At 46.8% G+C, this 22,384-nt stretch carries 17 protein-coding genes, 1 pseudogene and 1 riboswitch; of the genes and pseudogenes, 7 read left to right on the forward strand and 11 right to left on the reverse strand.

Annotated features, from left to right (window positions below; translation table 11 throughout):
• Window positions 1-9 precede the first annotated feature (9 nt).
• Complete coding sequence (locus tag QFZ78_RS20170) at window positions 10-291, reverse strand: DUF3024 domain-containing protein (RefSeq protein WP_307550246.1); 282 nt, start codon at window positions 289-291, stop codon at window positions 10-12.
• Window positions 292-437: 146 nt separating this feature from the next.
• On the opposite strand from QFZ78_RS20170, the gene QFZ78_RS20175 reads away from it, so the two are divergent.
• Window positions 438-1,181 (forward strand): GDSL-type esterase/lipase family protein, encoded by a 744-nt coding sequence (locus tag QFZ78_RS20175; protein ID WP_307550247.1) that lies wholly within the window; start codon window positions 438-440, stop codon window positions 1,179-1,181.
• A gap of 73 nt (window positions 1,182-1,254) precedes the next feature.
• Here the strand turns inward: QFZ78_RS20175 and QFZ78_RS20180 are convergent, their stop codons facing one another.
• Window positions 1,255-2,481, reverse strand: a complete 1,227-nt coding sequence (locus QFZ78_RS20180; RefSeq protein ID WP_307550248.1) for a serine hydrolase domain-containing protein — start codon at window positions 2,479-2,481, stop codon at window positions 1,255-1,257.
• 198 nt (window positions 2,482-2,679) lie between these two features.
• On the opposite strand from QFZ78_RS20180, the gene QFZ78_RS20185 reads away from it, so the two are divergent.
• The 4 genes and pseudogenes from QFZ78_RS20185 (at window position 2,680) to QFZ78_RS20200 (ending at window position 5,966) form a co-directional block, all read left to right on the forward strand.
• Entirely contained in the window at window positions 2,680-3,270 is a 591-nt protein-coding gene (locus QFZ78_RS20185) for a P-loop nucleotide/nucleoside kinase family protein (protein WP_307550249.1), read from the forward strand.
• A 127-nt stretch (window positions 3,271-3,397) separates the two neighbouring features.
• A complete protein-coding gene (locus QFZ78_RS20190; protein WP_307550250.1) occupies window positions 3,398-4,411 on the forward strand; it encodes a LacI family DNA-binding transcriptional regulator in 1,014 nt (337 codons plus the stop codon).
• 123 nt (window positions 4,412-4,534) lie between these two features.
• A pseudogene (locus QFZ78_RS20195) lies at window positions 4,535-4,969 on the forward strand (hypothetical protein); the annotation flags it as partial.
• An 88-nt stretch (window positions 4,970-5,057) separates the two neighbouring features.
• Window positions 5,058-5,966, forward strand: coding sequence for an ArsR/SmtB family transcription factor (locus QFZ78_RS20200; protein ID WP_307550251.1), 909 nt, complete (start codon window positions 5,058-5,060; stop codon window positions 5,964-5,966).
• Between the two features lie 240 nt (window positions 5,967-6,206).
• On the opposite strand, the gene QFZ78_RS20205 is transcribed toward QFZ78_RS20200, so the two are convergent.
• The 4 genes from QFZ78_RS20205 to QFZ78_RS20220 form a co-directional block, all read right to left on the reverse strand.
• The gene (locus tag QFZ78_RS20205) at window positions 6,207-7,388 is read right to left on the reverse strand and encodes an MGDG synthase family glycosyltransferase (RefSeq protein ID WP_307550253.1); all 1,182 of its coding nucleotides are present in this window, start codon (window positions 7,386-7,388) and stop codon (window positions 6,207-6,209) included.
• Window positions 7,385-8,059, reverse strand: coding sequence for a phosphatase PAP2 family protein (locus tag QFZ78_RS20210; protein ID WP_307550255.1), 675 nt, complete (start codon window positions 8,057-8,059; stop codon window positions 7,385-7,387). Before QFZ78_RS20210 ends, QFZ78_RS20205 begins: the two co-directional genes overlap by 4 nt.
• A gap of 208 nt (window positions 8,060-8,267) precedes the next feature.
• Window positions 8,268-8,816 carry a hypothetical protein gene (locus tag QFZ78_RS20215; protein WP_307550256.1) on the reverse strand — a complete coding sequence of 183 codons (549 nt, stop codon included), beginning with the start codon at window positions 8,814-8,816 and terminating at the stop codon, window positions 8,268-8,270.
• A 131-nt stretch (window positions 8,817-8,947) separates the two neighbouring features.
• Window positions 8,948-11,623, reverse strand: coding sequence for a YhgE/Pip domain-containing protein (locus QFZ78_RS20220; protein WP_307550258.1), 2,676 nt, complete (start codon window positions 11,621-11,623; stop codon window positions 8,948-8,950).
• 558 nt (window positions 11,624-12,181) lie between these two features.
• Between QFZ78_RS20220 and QFZ78_RS20225 the strand changes: the two genes are divergently transcribed.
• The gene (locus QFZ78_RS20225) at window positions 12,182-12,463 is read left to right on the forward strand and encodes an ArsR/SmtB family transcription factor (protein ID WP_307438165.1); all 282 of its coding nucleotides are present in this window, start codon (window positions 12,182-12,184) and stop codon (window positions 12,461-12,463) included.
• Window positions 12,464-12,594: 131 nt separating this feature from the next.
• Window positions 12,595-13,791 carry an MFS transporter gene (locus tag QFZ78_RS20230; RefSeq protein ID WP_307550260.1) on the forward strand — a complete coding sequence of 399 codons (1,197 nt, stop codon included), beginning with the start codon at window positions 12,595-12,597 and terminating at the stop codon, window positions 13,789-13,791.
• 66 nt (window positions 13,792-13,857) lie between these two features.
• Here the strand turns inward: QFZ78_RS20230 and QFZ78_RS20235 are convergent, their stop codons facing one another.
• From QFZ78_RS20235 to QFZ78_RS20255, 5 genes are all read right to left on the reverse strand, one after another.
• Entirely contained in the window at window positions 13,858-14,787 is a 930-nt protein-coding gene (locus tag QFZ78_RS20235; protein ID WP_307550262.1) for a nucleoside hydrolase, read from the reverse strand.
• A 264-nt stretch (window positions 14,788-15,051) separates the two neighbouring features.
• Window positions 15,052-16,902, reverse strand: a complete 1,851-nt coding sequence (atzF, locus tag QFZ78_RS20240; RefSeq protein ID WP_307555803.1) for an allophanate hydrolase — start codon at window positions 16,900-16,902, stop codon at window positions 15,052-15,054.
• A 69-nt stretch (window positions 16,903-16,971) separates the two neighbouring features.
• Complete coding sequence (gene uca, locus QFZ78_RS20245; RefSeq protein ID WP_307555805.1) at window positions 16,972-20,592, reverse strand: urea carboxylase; 3,621 nt, start codon at window positions 20,590-20,592, stop codon at window positions 16,972-16,974.
• A 57-nt stretch (window positions 20,593-20,649) separates the two neighbouring features.
• On the reverse strand, window positions 20,650-21,303 hold the full coding sequence (locus QFZ78_RS20250) for an urea amidolyase associated protein UAAP2 (protein ID WP_307550264.1): 654 nt from the start codon (window positions 21,301-21,303) through the stop codon (window positions 20,650-20,652).
• Window positions 21,304-22,026, reverse strand: a complete 723-nt coding sequence (locus QFZ78_RS20255) for an urea amidolyase associated protein UAAP1 (RefSeq protein WP_307550266.1) — start codon at window positions 22,024-22,026, stop codon at window positions 21,304-21,306.
• 72 nt (window positions 22,027-22,098) lie between these two features.
• Window positions 22,099-22,197, reverse strand: a riboswitch (guanidine-I (ykkC/yxkD leader).
• Window positions 22,198-22,384: the final 187 nt, after the last annotated feature.

Below are 22,384 nucleotides of genomic sequence, written 5' to 3' on the forward strand. Positions count from 1 at the left end.
TCGAAATCTTTATCCCCAAAACACTCCCGTATTGTCCTGATCAACTAATTGTAATTGTTTTTCAAAATTACTATCTGGATGGATATAATCAACCCAGTGCCACTTATCCTTACTGTCTCTCCAATAGACTTTCCATTCATTTGATTCTAATCTGAACTGTGCAATGTCTAATTGGGTCCATTCCGTACCCCTAAAAGGTTCCCTTTCCTCGATGAGTGTCACATTGTTCCCTCTAAATTTATACACCATCCGAATCTGGTTGTTTAAATGCTTGGGAATTTTCTTCTCCATATATTCCTAACTCAAGCGCTTCTTGAACTACCTCATCTTACAAAAAATCAAAATATTTTGTTTTAACCTCTCTCGTTCCTGTTCTTTTATGCAAGAATTTCTTATACATATAATTTGAATCAATTATTCGGAAAGTAGGGGATTTTTTGTCCGCTAGACAAAGAGTACCATTCATCAAGCCAGGCAACTTTTCATTCAATGCAGCCGCTGACCGTTTGCGTGCCGCTTACGACGGCTTTAACGAACAAATCCTGTTTCATCATATCGCAGTTAATTTTGTTTTCATCGGTGAATCCATCACACAATTTTGGGATTTACAAGTCTATTTCAGTTCATCCAGTAATTTCATTGTCAACCGCGGGATTTCGGGAGACATAACACCGATTATGCTTCGACGTTTTCCTGCCGATGTTATTCAATTAAAGCCCATATATGTACATATTTTAGGGGGAACGAACAATACATGGAGACTTGATGCCGTAGATATGCGCGAACGAAGAACACCCGAACAAATCAATCATGAGATTCTAAGCAATATCACGTCGATGGTTCGAGTGTCCAAAAGCAGCGGCATAATACCAATTGTCGGTTCGAACCTGCCTACTGGTAGAGATATTCCTTGCTTCCCCTTCGAACCGTTGATTCGTTGTCCCAACAACAGCACAGGTGTCCGTAATGAACTACTTGCATTCTCAAACCGAGCACTCAAACATATGGCAGATTATGAAGGAGTTATCTATGTTGACTATCATGCCAGTCTCGTGGGTCCGGACGGCAAAACGTTGCGATCGGAATTGTCGGACGACTCCCTTCATCCAAATGTGCTCGGCTATAATATAATGGCAAATGTTTTGCGTAAAACTTTGTCTGAAAAAGGAATTATCATTTAAAAAGTAAAAGGAGCTGCGGCAGCTCCTTTTACTTTTTCTATAAAATTTTTAACACAATGTCCATCCTTATCCACTACTCTAATCCCAGCTTAAAAGCCTCAATAGCCTGACCCAATCCATCAAAAGCATCCGAATTCTCTTGAATAGGCTTATCCGATCTAATAGCTTGAACCACATGGTTCAGCAGTTGTTCTGGCATGTCCACATCCGCCGAATGCGCTGTAGCTGCAACGACTAATTGTAGATCAGGGACGACAAATATGCGCCTTCCTCCTGAACCAGATGCATAGTAAACTTCATGCTGCTTTTTGCTTCCTCTGACTAGCCCCTGAGCCAAAGGCTTGGACCACCAATAATAGCCATAACCACCTTGTGTGCCGTTACTGTAATTGAGGAATACGCGCTTAGTCACCGACTCCCGGATCCATGACTTCGGAATAATGGTCTTGTCTTCCCACTCGCCTTCCTTCAGATACAGATAGCCAATTTTGGCGATGTCCCTTAACGTTAATGCCAGAGCCCAAGCCCCAATCGTGCAGCCCCCAGGATCATGATTCCAGTTTACATCTGTAATACCAAGCGGCTCGAATAAGCGGGATTTGGCATAGTCAAACATGGACTCGCCTGTTACCTTTTGCAGGACAGCAGACAGAAGATGTGCATCACCATTGCTGTAATTAAATACTGTACCAGGCTGGTTCTTAGCTGGGCGTTCCAGAACATTTTGCACCCAGTCCGGTGAGTACATCATTTCCGTTGAGGATTGTTCGTTTTCATTGTTCCACGATAGCCCCGAGGTCATGTTAAGCAAATGCTTTAACATGATCTTTGACTTCAAAGGATCACTTTCTAGCTCGGGAAAAAACGCAGCAAGCCTCTGATCCAAACTTATCAGCTTACGCTCCGATAAAGCAATACCGATCAATGCTGACGTCACGCTTTTGGTTACGGACTTCACATCTTGTGGTAAATCAGCTTGGGTGCTCTCATTATAAGCTTCAGCAACCAAATGTCCGTTACGGATAACAGCTGCACTATGTACCTGTTGGTCACGAAAAACTTCGAGCATCTTGGCTAGTCCAGCCGAGTTCATCCCTTGCGCCTCTGGCGTAGATGTTTTCCAACCTTGTGTAGGCCAATCATTATCTGTTATTGCTGAAATACTATCAGAATTGATGGTCACTTGAGGGATCGATTTGTTCAAAACATGAACTTGTTTATTTTGGGTTCCAGTCGCTGTCAAAGAAAGGGTTTTTGTTCCATTTCCACTTCCGACAAGTGGGTTATTTTTGTTTTTCATCTCTATCTTTCCTTCCAGTATGGTTTTAGCCCCCTGTGCTAAGAATTTTACATGATAAGTGTGAACTAAATATGACTTAATCCTTAATAGAACCTTAATATTAGCTGAACGTTTGCTGAATTTCATATGATTTTCGCCACATATGTTACAATATTCGTACAAATCCCTTTAAAAGGAAACTTTATTCGGAGGTTAGGCATGCGAAAACTCATATTTTTTATAGGGCCTGCCGGTGCCGGAAAAACGACACTAGCCAAAGCATGGGCACGCAAGCACGGCGGAGCTTTTCTGGACATGGATACGCTGCTCCGACCCGCGGCAGAAGCGATCATGACCCTTGCCGGACAAGACCCGAACGACCGGGATTCCCCCACATATAAGACATACTGTCGTGATTTGGGATACCGCATAACGATGGACGCTGCACTTGAGAATCTCGAGCTTGGCTTGGATGCCATTGTTGTCGGACCTTTCACCAAAGAACTAGCAGATCCGCTTTGGCTGGAAAAGGAACTTTCAAACGTTGGTGCTACGATTAGCGATGTGTGCGTTAGGGCTGTTTTTGTCTATTTACCAAGCGAGAATGCCTACCAAGAACGTATACGGACTAGAGGCTCCGTATTGGATGTTTGGAAGCTGGACAACTGGAAGCATTTTAGCCAGTCGCTCGTTCGCAAGGAAATCAAATGGCTAATTGATCCCTCTTCAATTCTCTATTTCGATAATTCAGGACCGTTTTCATCTGTAAAGCTATATGAACTTGAGAAATTCATTTATAGAAGCAAATGATCCAGGCAACAACATTGACATTATTTATTTGTAAAGTAACAAGTGAATTGATTTTACTTTACAAATAGACTTCTGTAATTATAGAATACATATAGAATCTACATACTTCTCAAGGGGCAATACATAAATGAATTCGAAAACCTCCATGCAAGACATCGCCGATAAATTGGGCATTTCCAAGAATGCCGTTTCCTTAGCCCTTAATAATAAAGCTGGCGTCAGCGAAGAATTGCGCTTTCGTATTTTCGAAGCAGCTAATCAGTTGAACTATCGGACAGATACTAAGACAAAAAAGAAACGCGGCAACCTGCTCGTCTTAATCCCTGAGAACATTCGTAATGATCAAATCTTCTACTACGAAGTGTTCTGGTCCATAGAAAAAAGAGCCAAAGAAAATGGCTACAACGCCATTATCTGCGGTGTCACACAAGCGATGGAGGATCAACTCATCCTGCCGGAGCTTTATCACGAAATTGTATTTGACGGCATATTACTTGTTGGCGTCCTTCATCTTAATTATGTTCGAAAGCTTGTTGATTTGGGAATTCCCCTCGTTACGGTGGATCATTATTACGATAGCTTACAGCTTGACGCTATTGTGACAGCGAATGCCGAAGAGGCTTACAAAATCGTCACTCATCTCATTGACAAAGGTCATCGGCAGATTGGTTTTATCGGTGCGATTAGTAGGACGAAGAGCTTCAAGGAACGCTGGTCCGGATACCAAAATGCCATGTCTGATGCAGGGCTAGCCATAGACATGAATCACAATATCGTCAATCCCTCACCACTGGAGGCGCTAAATTCCACCACCGCCCAGTTAACCGATCATCTCGATGCGATGACTTCTATGCCGACAGCCTGGTTTTGTGCGGATGATCGCATTGCGATTTCCCTCATTCAAATCCTTATTTCCAAAGACTACAAGGTACCGAAGGATATCTCTGTTGTTGGGTTTGGCGACATTGAAGCAGCTCAAATGATCGCTCCTCACTTAACGACGATCAAAGTGCAGCGTGAACAGCTCGGCATTGAAGCCGTAGATTTTCTCATTCGCAAAATCGACTTCGGCGGAAGTCCTGCGAAGATTTCCATTTACGGAGAACTCATCGAGCGTGATTCCTGTAAAGCGCTAGGATAGAAATAATCATTTGAATTCCTCTGTCTACCGGATAATGTTATAATATTTATTAGACGAAGAACGTCCTTGAGCCCTGTGGCGCAAGGGCGTTTTTTTATTCTCTTATAAGGAGGCGTATGCCAAATGCCATTTGAACAAGCACATCAATCGTTCATAGAAATCCGTCATGCTCGCAGAACTGGTGAAAGAAAGGGACGTTTACTCAGGGGGCACAACTTTGCAGAAAAGCTGCTGCTCCAACAGGTATGGTGGCCACTATTCGGAAACTTTGACAACCTACATCCGGAATATGAGATCTACGACTGGAATCGCAAGTCGCAATTCCTCGACTTCGCGTTCCTCACCCCATTTGGTCGTTTTGGAATTGAGTGCGACGGCTATCAAAGCCATATCAAAGATATGGATCGCGAGAAATTCAGTTACGCTCTGAACCGAGATACGTTCCTCACAGGAATGGGGTGGACAATGATTCATTTCTCCTTCGATGATATCCAGAACCGGCCCGAGGTATGCCGCATGCTGCTGCAATTGGTCATCGGACCTCATCTCCTCCGCAATCTAGCAGCCAATTCTATCTCTGTCTTAACATTGTTTAATTAACCTACAAGTTATACAATGAATAAAAACATTAGAATGAGGTCTTACTATGCAAATTGAGGTTTCGACCAAAAATATGTACTTCCTTGAATGTTTCTCCTCGGAGACCCGAGTGAAAATCATTGAGCTGCTAGGCGAAGAACCTTTGAATATCAAGCAATTATCACAGCGGCTAGAGATTTCATCCGCTATTGTGACTAAGCATATACAGAAGCTAGAACAAGCAGGAATTGTTACGTCCGAGAGTATGACAGGTGTTCGCGGTACTCAGAAGGTATGTTATCTGCAGCTCGAACAAGCGATGCTTCAGTTCAAAGCAAAGAAATCGTATGAACAACCGACGAATACGATTTCAATTCCGGTTGGCCAATACTCATCTTTCGAGGTGAGGCCTACGTGCGGTCTTGCTTCACCTACGCAAATTATTGGCGTCATTGATGACCCCAGATATTTCGCGGATCCCCAGCATGTGCACGCCGGCATCCTCTGGTTCGGGAGCGGTTATGTCGAATATAGAATCCCTAACTTTTTTCACAGCAATCAGAAGCTTCGCTCCATGGAAATTTCTTTTGAAATCTGTTCCGAGGCCCCGGGGTTTAACGAGAATTGGCCATCCGATATTTCTTTCTTTATCAACGAAACTCCCCTAGGTCAGTGGACGAGCCCTGGTGATTTTGGAAAGCAAAGAGGTGTGCTATCCCCGGATTGGTGGGGAAATGGTTTCACTCAGCACGGTCTTTTGAAAATCATCACCGTCAATCCGCAAGGTTCTTTCTTGGACGGAACAAAGATTTCCGACATCACCATCCAAGACTTAGATATTTCTTTCGCAAAAGACATCCATTTTCGAATTGCATCCTTAGAAGATTCCACAAACTGCGGCGGAATTACGTTGTTCGGCAAGCAATTCGGAAATTATGAGCAAGACATCGTGGTTACGATGCATGAGGATAAATAGGATCGTATTTTCACGGGGTTCCTCATTCATGTTGACAATAATAACATGTCAAGCAGATCCCCGATTCACAAATCTAATTTTGAGACAATCTGGAAACCCCCACACATTGACACCAAACTTGACAGAATAAGCACCTGTGCAATTTGAGCCAAAGTACGGTGCTTTTTGAAGAGGAAAAAGAGGGACGAAAGGGCTCCCAAACAAAACTAACTTTACATTTGATGTTGATGACCCAACGTATCACACATTTGCATAGGCTAGCTGCAGGCCATCAAGTGCAGGGATGAAATGATGGTGAGTATCCAATATCGCATTCAGCGTGTGAAGAGCATCTTGGTTCTGCTGACTAAGCTTGGCATTCTTCTTAAGTCTCACCAGCAAAGACCGGTTGGCGATAACCTCAAGCAATTGTCTTTTCAGCTCCACCGCATTCTTCACTTCAATCGCCGCTCCAAGGCCAACAAGAAATGCCGCATTATCTTGCTCTTGACCAGGTATCGGCTTGTACAGCATCATCGGTAACTCGAGTGCGAGCGCCTCGGATACGGTAAGTCCTCCCGGCTTCGTCACGATCAGATCGGATAAAGCCATCAGCTCGTGGATGTGATCCACGAATCCTGTGACCATCACGCGATGGCGTGTTTTCTCGCCGCCCAGCTCCTCCTCTAGCTGCTGCTTCAACTTCTCATTGCGCCCGCATACGAATACAAACTGCACCGGCACCGCCAGATCATCTGATTGCAGTACAGACTTGAACTGTTTGCCGATCAAGCCATGCCCGCCACCCATCACTAGTACGGTAGGCATATCACGGTGCAAACCATGCTTATCACGAAGCTCGTTCCGATCATACGTTTGTGTGAAAGGCCTTCGAATCGGAATACCTGTCACCATAATACGCTGCTCCGGAATCCGGTAACGCAGAAGCGATTGCTTCACATGCTCGGCGCCAACGAGATAACGATCCGTACCGGGATGAACCCAGTAACTGTGATCCGTATAATCCGTCATCACTGTCACAGTAGGCACCGTAGTTAGTCCGTTACATTTTAAGTACGACATCGCCGCGGCCGCTCCCGGGAAGGTGCACACCACTTCTGTCGGCTCCTCTTCATGAAGCAGTTCCAGCATCCTGTCAGTGCTGAACGATTTCATCTTTTTAAACATATGAGACAATGTATTATCCTCTCGCGTCTTGCGGTACAAATACCCGTAAACCGAAGGCAGACTTTTCACCCACTGCATATAGCAGTATTTGCCCACGGAATGCAGATAAGGATGCGTCCACTCCAGGAAATCAACCACTTTCACGTCCACATCCGGCTTATAAAACCGTGCAGCTTCCAAAATCGCTTGCGCTGCTTTATTATGCCCGTCCCCTAAGCTGCCTGTCAGGATTAATAGTTTGTCCCTACGTTTCATCTTCTAAGTCCCCCTTCGAACTTTCGCTGCTGTGTATTCACAGCCACCGAATTTTTCAGCAAACCCATTCTAAAACGTTCCACGACATACACAACACCCTCTGAAACCAGTACGGCACCCACAATATCCAGAAGAACATGCTGTTTTACGAACAGTGTCGATACAATAATGAGCAATGACATGCTCGTAACGGCCATTTTATAGGGCCAGACTATAGTTGTTGATCTTAAATAGGCTTTCATCATTAAATACGAAGTTAATACATGTGTACTTGGAAAACAGTTAAACGGTTGATCTGAGCGATACACCCACTGTACCATCCGCAGCAGCCAATCGCTTCCGGTTAGCTCCGGCCGAGGAACAGTCGTCTGATATATAGCATATACCCCATAGCACAAGAGCAGACCCATTATGAACTGAAAAAGTGTTTTATAGTACATGCTGCGATCCTTATAAGCCAAATATAAGAACCCAACCAACAGAAATCCATACCAGGACAGGTAAGGTATAACGAAGCTCTTCATAAACGGAATTTGCCGATCTAGATCAGTAACTAAGCTGTAAGCCACCCCGTCCTCCTGATTTAGATGAATGTAGATGAGTCCCACTAGGGGGATCAATAGCAAGCCGCTGCAAGCCATTAAATACGACCACCACGAAGTTTTTTTCACATTAATTCCTCGCTCTCCTTTACGTTATCTTCATTATAAAAGAGATCTAATAAGTTCTTAACGCACTAAGGTACTGTCTTTCGTTAGCCAAAGGTCGCGAAAAAACCTAGACCAAAGTCTAAGTTCTATTTTTGCGAAAATGGAAAATACAGAGAAAAGACCTGTGACCAAGGCACAAGTCTAAACGGCTAGTGAAGTAAGTAAATGCTTATTTATTTCTGTTAGATCGCTTCTTATAACGAAGAATTCTAAATAAGATAGCCCCTATCAAGCCAACAAGGATGGCGATGATAATCCAAAGATTTGACGTATTGTCTGCTATAGTAGTAAAAGATTCTGCTGCAGCTTTTGCCTCTTTCAACGGGACCTCTTTATCCTTCAAGTAGTCGAGCTCTTTGGATGCATCGGCTAACTTCATAGAAGGTGAACAAAGTGGATTTTCCCATTCGTCCCCTTTCTTTTTTAGAAAAAGGAGATAATGCACACCTTTCTCACTTGGCCCGTTAAGTGATCCCCATGTGATGTCCTCGCCCACTTTTATTGTACGTTCCTCAATACCTTTAAAGCTTTTTACGACAGTTAATTGAATTTGATTACTCTCCTTTTTGCGAACAACAGCCTCAACAAGACCAATAATGACACCATCATATTGTTCATAAGCCTGATCAATCGATGGCATTTGCGCACAGGATAGCACATAGGTATTTGCGGGAAATAGAAACACAAGAAGAACAATCCACATGATTAGTTTATTCATGCCAACACCGCCTTTTTAAATAAGACGGACTGGTTTGGTAATTGTTGCAAAATTATGCAAAAATCCGTTTTACAAACGGTCAGTAAAAACTCCCCCTCCCCTTACGCCTAGTACAAGCGACATCACCTTCTTCAAGTAATTAGCTTCGTCTGCTTCGCCTTCTCCGCAACTTTCTGGGTATAGCCGCTGAGCGGCTTTTTGAGCACTAAAGCAATGACGTAGCAAATCACAATGAATAAGCAGAGGAAGAACACATCTTTAAGCACCACGGAGAGCAGCATACCACCAACCGTCTCACGCATGATACCTACCGCATAAGTGAACGGCACGAGCGGGTTAAGCTTTTGGAAAAAAGGCGATGCCGTGCTAACCGGAAAAGTGCCGCCGGAGCTGGAAAACTGAAGCACAAGGAAGATGATCGCAATTCCTTTGCCTATGTTCCCGAATACGGAGACTAATGTGTATGTGATGGTTATGAACACTATGCTGATGAGAATCGCAAAAATAACGAACCAGAACTTATCCACAACATATGTGCCCAAGAGGTACATATCGCCGATTGTGACGATAATGGCTTGGAGACATCCAACTGTCAGGAAGATGAGCATACGCCCAAAGTAAATATGGTGCGTCTTTAGCAGGCCGTCCGGGTTATCTACATCCACTCTCAGCAGCGAAACAAGCAGCATAGCACCTACCCACAGGGATAGCGTTGTATAAAAGGGCGACATCGCCGACCCATAGTTCGGAATGGGAAAACGCCTATCCTCTTTAATCAGCACAGGATTCGCGAGGAAATCGCTTTGCTTCTGAATATCATTTTGCAGCAGTCGGAGAATTTCTTCGATACTGCCCCCGCCTTCTACCTTACGGATTTGATCCGCCGCTTTGCGGACAGCCGCCTCAAATTCTGGCAAATCATTGCGCACCAGGTTTGCCGCTAGATGAACGGCACTCTCTACCTCTGGAAATTTCGTCTGATACAGGTCGGATAATTTACGAATTTCATCCTCAGCCGCCGGCAAATCATGGCGCACAAAGTCTGCTGCCTCATGCAGCTTTTGCCGGACTTTGGGAAGATCATTGCGAACGAACGGCGCGGCTTCATTGATCGCGTTGGTGAACTCGTTCATTTTGGTCTGAAGGGTCGTTGACGCTTCATGTACCTTCGCGCGGATATTCGGCAGATCCTTTTGCAGCATATCGAGCTGAGCTTGCGCGAAATGAATGCCGCTCTGCGCATCCACTAAGATCTCTTTGATGTTCGGCAGTTGGGACTGAAGTGTCTGCAGATCAGCAGCTGAGTTTTGGGCGATAGACTTCATTTGACCCAGTGCCTTGGTGATGTTCGGGACAATTTCCAAGTCGTAGCGCGACAAAATACTGCCTAATGCGCTGCTCGCTTCTTTGGACAATGCATTCAAATTATCCACAAGGTCTTTCGCCGGTTTCTCTCCGCGCTGAATGGCCGACTGAATCTTACTTAACGTTTCAAGTTGGTTACTGAACTTTGATTTGACACTGTTCAAACGGTCAATGGAATCGGTCAGCGGGCCATTGGGTAAGTAGGTGTTCAAACGCGTAAGCAGGTCGACTGTTCGATCAATGACCGCCATGCCCGCAGTAAGGCGATCCGTGAGCAGCCCTATAGCAGCCAAAGCTTTCTGCGGGTCAAGATTAGCATCCTGGAGCAAGCCAGTAAGCTGGGTTACCGCATCCGTCGTCTGCTGAAGCAATATCAAATTCTGTTTCACGACAGGGATAAGCGCTTGGAACGCCGCATCATTATTTTGTAAAAAGTTGGCCAACTGGGTTGCAAACGCACCACCTTGCGCAGCAATGGCCTCTACTTTTGGCAGAGTATTTAACGCAGCGGTAACAATTTCATCCGCCTTGCGAGATTTATCAATCGCTGTGTTTAGTGCCTCTTCGACCTTGCCGAAGTTCTGATCCAGTTCTGCGATGCGATTAGCGGCCCGCTGAATCTCCGGCAGTTTTTGCTGAATAACCAATACCTCTTGCGCAGCTGCTTCAATCTTTGGCCAACGCTCTTCAATCTTTAGAATCGTATCACCGGCCCGATCCATTTCGGGAATCCGTTTCTCGAGCTCGACGATTTTCTGCCCCTTTTCCTTGATGTCCGGCAGCTTCTGCTCGATCTCCAGCGCTTTGTCTCCCATAGCCGTAATCTCCGGCAAGCGCTTTTCCAACTCAAAGATCCTTGACTCCATATTCCGAATTGTCGGCAACTCTTTCTCCAAATCGATACCGAGCTCTTTCAAGCGCGTCAAAATAGCCGTGCTCACCGTTTTAATAAAATTTTCGCCGATTTGAGCAGTCACATTGGAAGCACCCTTGCTCGTAATTTTGGGAGCGACCGCATTAATTTTCTCATTTACCGTATATAAAATCTCCGGCTTTACCATCGATCCATCCACAATACTCGTTATTTTTCGGGAAAAATCGGCCGGAATAATCAAACTTGCGTAATAATCCCCTCGCTCAACACCGTCCAGAGCCTCCTGCTCGTTCACAAACGTCCAACCCAGAGAATGATTATTTTTCAAATTATCCACAACTTCATTGCCGATATTAATGGCTTTATCCTCGACAACAGCCCCCTGGTCATTGCTTGTTACAGCAATTTTGATACCAGACGTATTGGCATAAGGATCCCACATCGCTTCTAGATTAATCCAGGCATACACAGACGGTAAAATAGCTAGTGCAATCATAAGAAAAAGACCTGTGGGCACTTTCCACAAGTTCCTAAGATCCGTTAAATAAATGCCCAAAATTTTCTTCATAATACCTCCACAACTTTCAACGATATGGTTAATGTTACCTTGCACCTAAGTTACCATACACTTATTTGCCATATAAGAGATGACTATACAAAATAATATCTAGGATCCCCCCCATGGAATCCATCAGAAGGAGTTCTCATCACTGTTAGAAACCTTCATGTCTGTGGATAAGTTGTCCTGTGGATATGTGTATAGAATGTCTGATTTATTGTACACAGCCTGCTCTGTGGACATGTTGATACTGTGGGTAAATTTGTGGATAAGTCTAATATATGCAGCTTGGAGTCGTAAAAAGAGGGACTAAGAACAGAGGTCAGTAAGCAGGTTGAAGGGTGAGGAGCATGACATCCCGGTCAAGGATTTCTATACGAATGAGTTTTTGATGGCGGTAGTATTGGAAAACGACTTCTCAGCCCATTTTTCCCTATCGCATCGAATGCAGTGGTATAAGTCCACATCACTGGTTGTAAGGCAACACGCGCAGGTATTTACTTTTAAGCAGAGGCATGCTATTCTTATTTCGATAAATATAGAAACAACAGAAAGGAGCAAACTACGATGGTTGATGTCAGTATGGAAGCCAAGCAAGCGGTGAAAGTTCATAAAGCGTTAGGCGAACCTACTCGTTACAAAATTTTTGAGATCCTGATCAAAGAAAGTAATTTATGCCCCGCAGAACTTGAAAACCGCTTGGAATCAGTGGCCCTATCCACACTGTCTCATCATTTGAAACAATTAACAGACTGCGGACTGCTTGACTCCCAGAAAAAAGGAACGTTCGTATACTTCACCGTAAATTGGGAAAACGCCAAAAAATTCGTACCTTATTTGCTTGATTAATTTTTTTGCTTTATATTTCTACACATTTAGAAATATAGAAATATATTCATACATCTGCCGCAACGCATAATTTTTATTTTGTATTCCAATACATTTAGAAATATAAAAATATAAACGAAAGAGGTTATCAAATGTCAAAAACATGGAAAATTTACATCTTAGCGCTCCTTAGTTTTTTAGTCGGAACATCAGAGTTCATCATAGCGGGAATTCTGGATAAAATATCTAGCTCAATGGATATTTCATTAGTGGCTGCAGGCCAACTGATTACTGTTTTCTCGCTCGTCTATGCGATCGGTACTCCGATCATCATGGCATTCACCTCAGGCTGGGATCGTCGTAAGCTGCTCCTCTATGCACTTGGTTTGTTCGTTATTGCTAATGGATTGGCTTTTGTCATGCCGGGATTCGGACTGTTCGTCAGTGCTCGAGTTTTGATGGCTCTTGGAGCCGGAGTCGTCGTTGTTACCTCATTGAGTATCGCAGCTATAATCGCTCCTCAAGGAAGACAGGCCAGTGCGATCGCAACTGTCATCATGGGCTTCACTGCCTCCTTGATCGTCGGGGTCCCGCTAGGTAGAATGATTGCTGCCTCATACGATTGGAAAATGGTGTTTGGCGGAATCGGCGCCCTGGGCTTAGTAGCGATCGTAGTTATCGCACTAACCATTCCATCCTTGCAAGGAGAAGCGGCTATACCGCTGCGTAAACAATTAGCATTGTTGAAAAATCCAAAAATGGTTATGGCCCTGTCGGTTAGTTTCTTTTGGCTAGGTGGCTATTCAATTGCCTATACGTACATTTCACCTTATCTTTTAACGATTACCGGTATGGGTGAGAAAATGCTGAGCACTGCCTTGTTTGCATTCGGTATAGCAAGCCTTCTCGGCTCCAAGCTCGGAGGCTATAGCACGGATCGGTGGGGAGTTAAGCGAACACTAACTTCAGGTATGCTGTTACATGTAATCACGCTTATTTTGTTAACTTTAGCTGCACACTCACCCAGTGTCGTATTTCCATTGCTTATCTTGTGGTCCTTCGCCGCTTGGTCGTCAGGGCCTACACAGCAATATAATTTAGTTACACTAGCTCCAGAATCTTCAGGTATTATGCTCAGTCTGAACAGCTCCGTTATGCAGCTTGCTATGGCTGCCGGTGCCGGCGTTGGTGGCGTTGTAGTTGGACAGATATCTCTGGCGTCCGTTACTTGGATCGGAGCGATCGGTGTTGGGATTGCTATGGTCATTACAATTTTATCTTTCAGAAGATCAAGTGCAAGAAGCAAGGCTACTGTTGAAGCTTCCGTTGAGCCGTTGCAAAGAGCATAAGTAATATCTAGAGGCGGCATTGGAAAAAGCAAATAAAGGATAGTCCGGCTCTTGTGGAGTTATGGATTATCCTTTTTTATCTGTCATGATAGTCATGAAGTTCCAATAAAACTGTCCGTAATCCAAATCTAGCGCGAGCCTAATCGCGTTCGGCTCAACGGTGGCGCTTGGTCGGAAATCAGCAATGCTTTGCCCCTTCGCGATTCCTTCCTGGGTAACAACACGAACCGGTCGACTCTTCCACTGGAACATTTGTCGATTAACAAGAGCCATCATTGGAAGCAAGTCATGCATCGGGGCGCCTTGCAGTCGGGGCATGGAAGTCTTATAAAAATCGTAATAAAAATCAAACATTGATTTGAAGAGGGGTGCTTTTCCTACCCGATTGATTGAATCACTCATATTTTGCGTTACAATCGCCTTATAGGTCACATTTAATGGAAACAAGGCAATGGGTCCGCCGTGCCTCATGACAAGATCAGCAGCGAATGGGTCGCCAACAAAATTTGCTTCAGCTACTGGCGTAACGTTGCCAGGAACAAGAAAGGCACCACCCATGATATAATATCCCTTCACCCTCTTTAGCAATTCCTCATACAACATAATTGCCATTGCAAGAGAAGTCAGTCGCCCGGTATCGACAATGATGAGATCGCCACCATATCGTTCGAGGATAGATTTCACGATTCCAAAATTTTGCCCCTCCGATGCAAATGGGGGAACGATCGAACCGAGTCCATGCGTCCCGTGGGCTTTGGTCGTATAAGTCGGAGATTCACTCGTCATTGGCCGTTCCGCTCCTTTGATGACCGGCACATCGTTCATTCCTAATGAATCGAGAAGAAAGTGGGCATTCTGGACGGCATCCTCGACTGGAACATTGCCGTAGCTGCAAACAATTCCGACAATGTTGATTGTTTTCGTAAAACTAGCGTACATAAGAGCGATAGCGTCATCGATCCCCATGTCGGAGAAAAACAATACGTTATTTACCATTTCATCCCCCTTTCGATTCATAACTCCTTTCTATGTTTATGAACGCGGTTATTACATCATACGATAAACAGTAGGGAGGTCTTGCATAAAGAATAGGTTGGAAAATAACCGAATTAGCGGTCGGTCATTCCGGGTCGTTATAGTCGAAGAGAAGACCGGATAAGCGAAGGCTTTATCCGGTCTTCTTTATTTCGATATGGTTCGTTGGCTGCGCCTCTCCGACTTGAAACAAAAGCTTCCCAGCAGGCAGGCGCACTCTGCCTCCTATAAAGGAACCACTTTGCGCCAAGTGCGCAAAGCTGTTACATCTTCCGCGCCTGCGGCCGCGTAAGCCTCACAAACGAAGCCTGGGACTTCCGTACCGTCCCGAAGCTCAACCTTCCCGATCCCCAGCGGAGCTGGGATCGCAGCTGCAAAGCCGCCGAATGCCTCCAGCGGCATTTCCCAAACCTCCAGCAGGATGGCTGCGCCGCCCTGCTGCTGCTTCACAAGCCCCGGCTTCGCCGGCGTGGTTGGCAGCTTCACCAGGCTGTACTTCGCTGCGGTCTCATCCTCACGGATGAACCGCGCTCCACAGCCTAGCATTTGCTTCTCCAGCGGGTAGCCGCGCATGTGTAAGCCACAGACCGCGACCAGCGTCGTCGGCACAGCTGCCACGGCAGCCTCATCTGCTGCGGAGCCCGCGATACGTGGCGCATTCGCTTCAGCAGCCGATTCCAGTTCGGCGTCAACAGCACCCGCCACGAACAGCTCGGCTGCGCCGCAGATCAAGCTCTCCTCTTCAGCGAGCGCGAAGAACGTGATGCCAAAAGGCGTCTGCGGCGCCGCATCGCCCGCCGGCACAGCAACTCCGCACAAATCAAGCAGATTGCAATGATTCGTGTAGCGCCCCATATCCCGATTCGTGCTAATCGGATCAGCAAGAACTTGTTCGCGCATCCATGTCCCCCCGCAGGTAGGCATGACAAGCACGGCATCTTTCAGCAGTTTGCGAGCTTCCAGCTTGAACTGCTGCAGCTTATGCATCGCATGGAACACAGATGCAGCATCGTACTCGGCCGCAGAGCCCGAGCGAAGGATCTTTTCCGTGACGGGGTATGCAATGCCCGGATTGGCTTCAATAAAGCTGCCCAAGGCCGCCCATCGCTCGGCCACCCATGGGCCCTCATACAGAATCGCCGCCGCTTCGGCGAACAACGTAACATCGATATATTCAACGGGGATGTTCAAATTAACACTTAATCCCTTCAATTTCTCAACAGCATTATTCCACGCAGCGCGATACTCTGAAGCGTAAGGACCATAGAAGCCTAACTCACCTTCCGGCAGAAAAACTTTCGCCGGAAGCTTAGCCGCTTTCCTTGTTACACTTCGTGACCAAGGGTCATCCGCGTGATGCCCGCGCACTACGCCGTCTACGGCGAGCGCGTCATTCAAGCTGTGCGCGAAGACGGTTACACAGTCTAAACTCGCACAGGCAGGCACTACCCCTTTGGTTGGCCAGGCGCCGAGACTCGGCTTATAGCCAACCAATCGGTTGAGTGCAGCAGGCACGCGGCCCGAGCCTGCCGTGTCTGTGCCAAGCGAGAACGCCGCTTGGCCGCGGGCTACCGAGACGGCTGAGCCGGAGCTCGAGCCGCCGCTGATCAGTTCCGGGCGAAGCGCGTTATGCGCGTCACCGTAAGGACTTCTCGCGCCGACAAGCCCTGTCGCGAATTGATCCAAGTTCGTCTTGCCGACCGGAATCGCTCCTGCGGCAATCAATCTTTCCACGACGCCTGAGTGTTCCGTCGGCGTATACGCATACTCCGCGCAGCCAGCTGTCGTCGGCACCCCAGCCAGATCAATGTTATCCTTGATCGCAAATGGAATTCCCCACAGCGGCGCGTCCACAAGGTTTATCTCAGCCAGTCGATCCAAATAAGGCTGAATGATATCCATCGCAGGCGGAGTAATCCAGATATTCATAGCTGCATCATCTGAAGAGCGCTGCACAATGGCCGCTATCACTTCTTGTGGAGTCAATTCTTGTTTCTCATACTTATCCCGGAGCCATGAGACACTTAACTCCTCTGGCACTTCACTCACCTTAATCTTTCCACTCTTCTCATTCATTCCATTCTTCTCATTCTGTTCGATCTTTTCCACCTTGTTAGCCTCAGTCATTTACAGACACCTCTCTCCTTAAGCAGATTGTGCAATTCCGAGAATCAACTGTCCTGCATGAACCTGATCTCCAGGCTTCACCCCAATCATAGAAACATATCCATCACAAGGTGCATGCTGCGGGAACTCCATTTTCATACTTTCGAGAATTGCCAGTTGGTCGCCCTTCTTCACTTGTTCACCCTGAGATACAAGAAGTTTCCACACACTTCCCGGCATAATTCCGCGTACAGCAACAGTCCCTGCCGGCAGTTCATCCTCTGGTCCTTCATTGACAGTCTCCTGTTCGGATACGTACTCAGCCAATCCCTTCGCCTTCCAGCTCTCCCGCTCTTCTTTAAAAGCAATTTGCTGCTGCTTACGGAAAGTTTCCGTACTGTCTTCGATGGAGCTTAGAAATTGCAAATATTCACCTAAATCAAAGGTCGTTTCTTGAATATCCGCTTCATATCTGCCTCTCGGGAAGTCTTCCCGCAGTTGAAGCAATTCCTCAGCGCTGACCTCGTAGAATTGGATTTGATCAAAGAACCTTAACAACCAAGGTTTACCCGACTGAAAACTTTCCGTTGAACGTAGACGATTCCACATTTGAATGGTACGTCCTACGAATTGATAACCTCCCGGGCCTTCCATCCCATACACGCACATATATGCACCACCGATGCCAACAGCATTTTCCGGTGTCCATGTTCGTGCTGGGTTATATTTCGTTGTGACTAGGCGATGACGCGGGTCGACAGGTGTGGCTACTGGAGCCCCCAAATACACGTCACCTAATCCAAGCACCAAATAATTAGCGTCATAAACAATCTTTTTAACATCATCAATTGTATCTAATCCATTCATGCGTTGAATGAATTCCAGGTTGCTAGGGCACCACGGCGCATCTGGACGCACCCCTTGTTGATAACGCTGAATCGCCAGCTGTGTCGCGGGGTCATCCCAAGAAAGCGGCAAACGAACAATACGCGAAGGTACGCGGAACTCTTCTAATGGAGGCAGCGCTGCGTCAATCTCAACAATTTTCTTACAAGCTTCACTTACCGTTATTTCTGATGGGTCGATGTGAATTTGCAAAGAACGAATCCCTGGTGTTAAATCCATTACCGGAATCGAGCCGCTTTCCACAATCGCTTGCATCAAAGCCTGCACTTGGAATCGCAGCAGCAAATCCAGCTCAAGCTCACCATACTCAACTAGTAAATTCTGATCACCACAGCAGCGGATCGTGATTGGAAATCTGCGATTAGCAGTCTCATGGAAAAGACGCGGGTATTCCGGTGTAATCACTTCATTGACAGCAGGGAGCCGCACAAGCGCCAGCCGCCCGAAATTCCCCTTACCAATCGCACGCAAGTTGCTTTCCTGCAGATCGCGCAAGGCTTCTGCTTCCGGAAGTGTCAGCAAGTGGAATCGAATCGTATCACCTGGATGAAGCTGGCCCAGCTTCCAAAACTCAGCCGAAGCCGTCGTCACCGGACACACGAAACCACCAAGACTCGGGCCATCAGGCCCAAGAAGAATAGGCATATCCCCCGTCAAATCCAGCGTACCGACAGCATACGCATTATCGTGAATATTGGATGGATGAAGCCCCGCTTCTCCGCCATCTTCACGTGTCCACAGCGGAGCAGGTCCTTTCAAACGAACCCCCGTCCTCGAGGAGTTAAAATGGACTTCCCAACTCGTTTCCCTCAATTGATCCAAGTATTCCGCATGTAAAAACTCACCTGTACAATGAGGTCCAGGTATCACACCGATCGTCCACTCTCGCGTCATTACAGGACGATACTCTAGAGCAAGTTCTGCCGTCTCTTGAACGGGACTTCCACCTTCATTCACACCCAGCACATCTCCCGTACGCAGCGCTCGACCGCCATGACCACCGAAACCGCCTAGCGTAAACGTGGAGGAGCTGCCAAGAATTTTCGGCATATCCAAGCCGCCGCCGATAAGAAGATAAGTACGCATACCTTCCTTGGCCTCGCCGAAGCTCAGCACTTGACCGCAAGCCGCAAACACCGGCTTATACGTTACAATAGCCGTTCTATCCAGCTCCGCTTGCATATCTGCACCAGTGACGCAGAACCACATGTCACTGCGGAACTTATAAGAACCTCCGCGCAGCGTCATTTCCAATCCGCAGGCATCGTCAGCGTTGCCAAGCAGCTTGTTGCCGATACGGAACGATAGCGGATCCATCGGCCCGCAAGGCGGCACACCCACATCCCAGTGGCGGATGCGTCCAGGGAAGTCCTGAACGGTGGTTTGGATACCTCCGTCTACAACTTCCAGAGCCCGTTCCACAGGCTCGAACGTATTCAACAATTGCGTGAAGACGTTCCCGTCTACGCAATCTTTCTCTTGCAGAAGAGCCTGCAAATACTGCAGATTCGTTGTAATCCCGTACATGCGCGTTTCCGCCAACGCTTCGATCAGCTTACGAATGGCGTCCAAACGATCTATACCGTGGACAATGATTTTAGCCAGCATCGGATCGTAAAGGGTTGTGACCGTAAGACCATCCCGAACCCACGTCTCATTCCTTGCTTTATCCGAAAATACCGCACGATCCAGCTGCCCTGCACTCGGACGGAACTGCTGAAGGCAGTCCTCCGCATAGATACGCGCTTGAATGCTGTGGCCTATTGGCTTACGAATGAGAGACTGAATATCCTTCAGCTCATTCGCTGCTTCAAGCACCATCCACTCAACAAGGTCAACTCCCAACACTTCCTCCGTTACCCCATGCTCAACCTGAAGTCTGGTATTGACTTCAAGGAAGTAAAACTCACACGTCTCCGGATCGTAGAGATACTCCACCGTACCCGCACTGCGATAGCCTACTTCAGCAGCAAGACGCTTCGCCGAGGCGAACATCGCCTCACGCACTTTATCTGACAGATTCGGAGCCGGGCTTTCTTCAATGACCTTCTGGTTACGGCGCTGAATAGAACAATCGCGCTCACCTAGTGTAACGACTTCACCGAAGTCATTACCGAAAATTTGTAGCTCAACGTGACGCGCTCTTGCGATATATTTTTCCAGAAACATACCGCCGTTTTTGAAATTCGTCTCTGCCAAATGACGTACGCCATCATAAGCGGATCTCAGTGTTGCCTCATCTGCACAGACTCGCATCCCAATGCCGCCGCCGCCTGCTGTGCTTTTAAGAATAACAGGGTAACCAATACGCGCAGCTTCAACTATTGCCTCATCCAGCTCTGTAATCAGCGGCGTTCCCGGCAACATCGGTACGCCGGCTCTTTCTGCGATTTCCCGTGCAGAATGCTTGAGTCCGAACATTTCCATTTGCTCTGGCGTAGGTCCGATGAACACAATGCCATTCTCTCGGCAAGCGCGGGCAAAGTCCGCATTTTCACTTAAAAAGCCATAACCTGGATGAATCGCTTGCGCACCGGTTTCCAGTGCTGTTTTCAAAATCAACTCTGTATTCAGATAGCTTTCCTTCGCAGGCCCTTCACCGATCAGAACAGCTTCATCCGCACCATCCACATGTAAACTATCTTGATCTGCCCCTGTGTATACAGCAACGGACGCAACCCCGAGCTTGCGCAAAGTACGCTCAATACGTACAGCGATAGCGCCACGATTAGCAATCAGCACTTTAGTAAACATCGCATCCACACCCCTTCGAATTTCGTAGACCATCTATCTCCTCTTAAGCAAAGGAACTTACTTCTCCCAGATAAGAACCTGAATCGGTGTAGGATTGTAGGCATTACAAGGATTATTAAGCTGCGGACAGTTACTAATAAGCACCATAGAGCTGCCTAGCGACTGGACCTCTACATAACAGCCTGGAGCGGAAACTCCATCATCGAACTTCAGTCCACCATCCGGTGTGACGGGTACATTCATAAAGAAGTTAATATTGGGTGCCAAATCCCGCTTCGTATACGCTCCGCTTTCGTGCTGAGCAAGCTGGAGCATAAACGTATCCCGACAATTATGCATGGACAGCTTATCGTGCGCGTAGCGTACTGTGTTGCTTTGAGCTGAGCACGAACCCCCGACCGTATCATGGCGCCCGCAGGTGTCGGCTACGATTTTGAGCAATTCCTTACCGGATTCCGCCCGAAGGATAGAGCCTGTGCTGAGATAAATATTGCTTTGACCAGCAATCGTTGCGACTGCACTATAATGATCTTCTGGATTTTCCGCATCATAAAACAGCGTATCTGCCGCCTGATTCCCCTCCAGATCGACAATGCGCAGCACCTGCCCTGGCTTCAAAACGCGCATCCAACCGTCTCCCGCTTGAATAACTTCGCTATAGATGGCATCCCGGGCGAGGCGAGGGCTTTCCACTCGATTAAAAACAGCCATTTAAATTCCTCCTAACAGCGTGTGATATTCCCATGTATTTTCAAAAGCTCGGCGATTTTCCGGACGATAATTCAAGCAATAATCATCTTCACCCACAGGAGCAGCAGCCAGCACCTCAATTTTGACTGGCACAGATGGATAAGTGGATCTTGGGTCAAGCAGGTTCGGCGTGTTCGATAAGATGAGCAAGGAATCTAATTCCGTACGCAGCGTAACCGTGGCTCCCGCAGGACAATGAGTATCACTAAAATGCATATCCCCATTGTCATCACAAAACACTTTGGAAAATAGATTCACAACCGGCATCATATCGCGCATGCTAAGGCCATTACGTACCAACTCTACCGTAAAGTTCTCTTGTCCGCTCCGCAGCCAATCATTCCGCTGCCCTTGGAAATTCGTCGTTCCGTACTTGGCATCCGTAGCCGCACGGCTTGTGTATCCACTAAGCGGATCATGCCAACCAATACTGTCCTCCACGATGCTCACTAACGCTCGACCATTGTCACTCATCAGCACGTTTCCTCGCGTCAAATGAGCTGTATGTTGGGCTTTCAGCGTATCCGGCATATTGTAGCGCTCCGTAAGATCCTTCGCGTGGAACACTTGTATAGACACATTTGCGCCGGCCTCCAGCGCCGTAAACCGAATCAACTTCCCTCTACCAATCGCTCCTGACCACTTGCCGCCCGGTCCTATCGTCTTGCTCCAAATGTTATCCATGCTACCCATCTCCTTCGCCATTTCGTTAAACAAAAAGGGAGACATCCCACAAGACTCTAATGTCTTGGTGATATCTCCCAGGTTTTTATCCTTCCGTGGCGCTCTTCTTCAAGAGCGGTTTACTCTCGGACCAGCCCGGTCATAACCGGCGGAACCCTAGTAAACAATCGTATTCGTTTGTGTTACTAAACATAACATCGTTAATGATGTGTGTCAATAACTTCTAGATTAATTCCGTATTTTATCTAAAATACTTCTCACAAGCTAAACTATGTGTTATATTAACTTACACACATAGCCAATATCTAACATAAGCAAGTAAATTGCCATTATCGCTAATAGGTAAGTAACGATTCAT

This window comes from Paenibacillus sp. V4I5 (genome assembly GCF_030817255.1).
In the GTDB taxonomy this organism is placed as follows: Bacteria; Bacillota; Bacilli; order Paenibacillales; family NBRC-103111; genus Paenibacillus_E.

What these genes read in the sequence shown, in the direction of transcription:
- QFZ78_RS20185 (WP_307550249.1), top strand. Translation starts at nt 2,680, where the DNA reads ATGCGAAAACTCATATTTTTTATAGGGCCTGCCGGTGCCGGAAAAACG.
- QFZ78_RS20170 (WP_307550246.1), bottom strand. Translation starts at nt 291, where the DNA reads ATGGAGAAGAAAATTCCCAAGCATTTAAACAACCAGATTCGGATGGTG.
- QFZ78_RS20235 (WP_307550262.1), bottom strand. Translation starts at nt 14,787, where the DNA reads ATGGTAAATAACGTATTGTTTTTCTCCGACATGGGGATCGATGACGCT.
- QFZ78_RS20180 (WP_307550248.1), bottom strand. Translation starts at nt 2,481, where the DNA reads ATGAAAAACAAAAATAACCCACTTGTCGGAAGTGGAAATGGAACAAAA.
- uca (WP_307555805.1), bottom strand. Translation starts at nt 20,592, where the DNA reads ATGTTTACTAAAGTGCTGATTGCTAATCGTGGCGCTATCGCTGTACGT.
- QFZ78_RS20215 (WP_307550256.1), bottom strand. Translation starts at nt 8,816, where the DNA reads ATGAATAAACTAATCATGTGGATTGTTCTTCTTGTGTTTCTATTTCCC.
- QFZ78_RS20250 (WP_307550264.1), bottom strand. Translation starts at nt 21,303, where the DNA reads ATGGCTGTTTTTAATCGAGTGGAAAGCCCTCGCCTCGCCCGGGATGCC.
- QFZ78_RS20255 (WP_307550266.1), bottom strand. Translation starts at nt 22,026, where the DNA reads ATGGATAACATTTGGAGCAAGACGATAGGACCGGGCGGCAAGTGGTCA.
- QFZ78_RS20200 (WP_307550251.1), top strand. Translation starts at nt 5,058, where the DNA reads ATGCAAATTGAGGTTTCGACCAAAAATATGTACTTCCTTGAATGTTTC.
- QFZ78_RS20220 (WP_307550258.1), bottom strand. Translation starts at nt 11,623, where the DNA reads ATGAAGAAAATTTTGGGCATTTATTTAACGGATCTTAGGAACTTGTGG.
- QFZ78_RS20230 (WP_307550260.1), top strand. Translation starts at nt 12,595, where the DNA reads ATGTCAAAAACATGGAAAATTTACATCTTAGCGCTCCTTAGTTTTTTA.
- QFZ78_RS20190 (WP_307550250.1), top strand. Translation starts at nt 3,398, where the DNA reads ATGAATTCGAAAACCTCCATGCAAGACATCGCCGATAAATTGGGCATT.
- atzF (WP_307555803.1), bottom strand. Translation starts at nt 16,902, where the DNA reads ATGAATGAGAAGAGTGGAAAGATTAAGGTGAGTGAAGTGCCAGAGGAG.
- QFZ78_RS20225 (WP_307438165.1), top strand. Translation starts at nt 12,182, where the DNA reads ATGGTTGATGTCAGTATGGAAGCCAAGCAAGCGGTGAAAGTTCATAAA.
- QFZ78_RS20205 (WP_307550253.1), bottom strand. Translation starts at nt 7,388, where the DNA reads ATGAAACGTAGGGACAAACTATTAATCCTGACAGGCAGCTTAGGGGAC.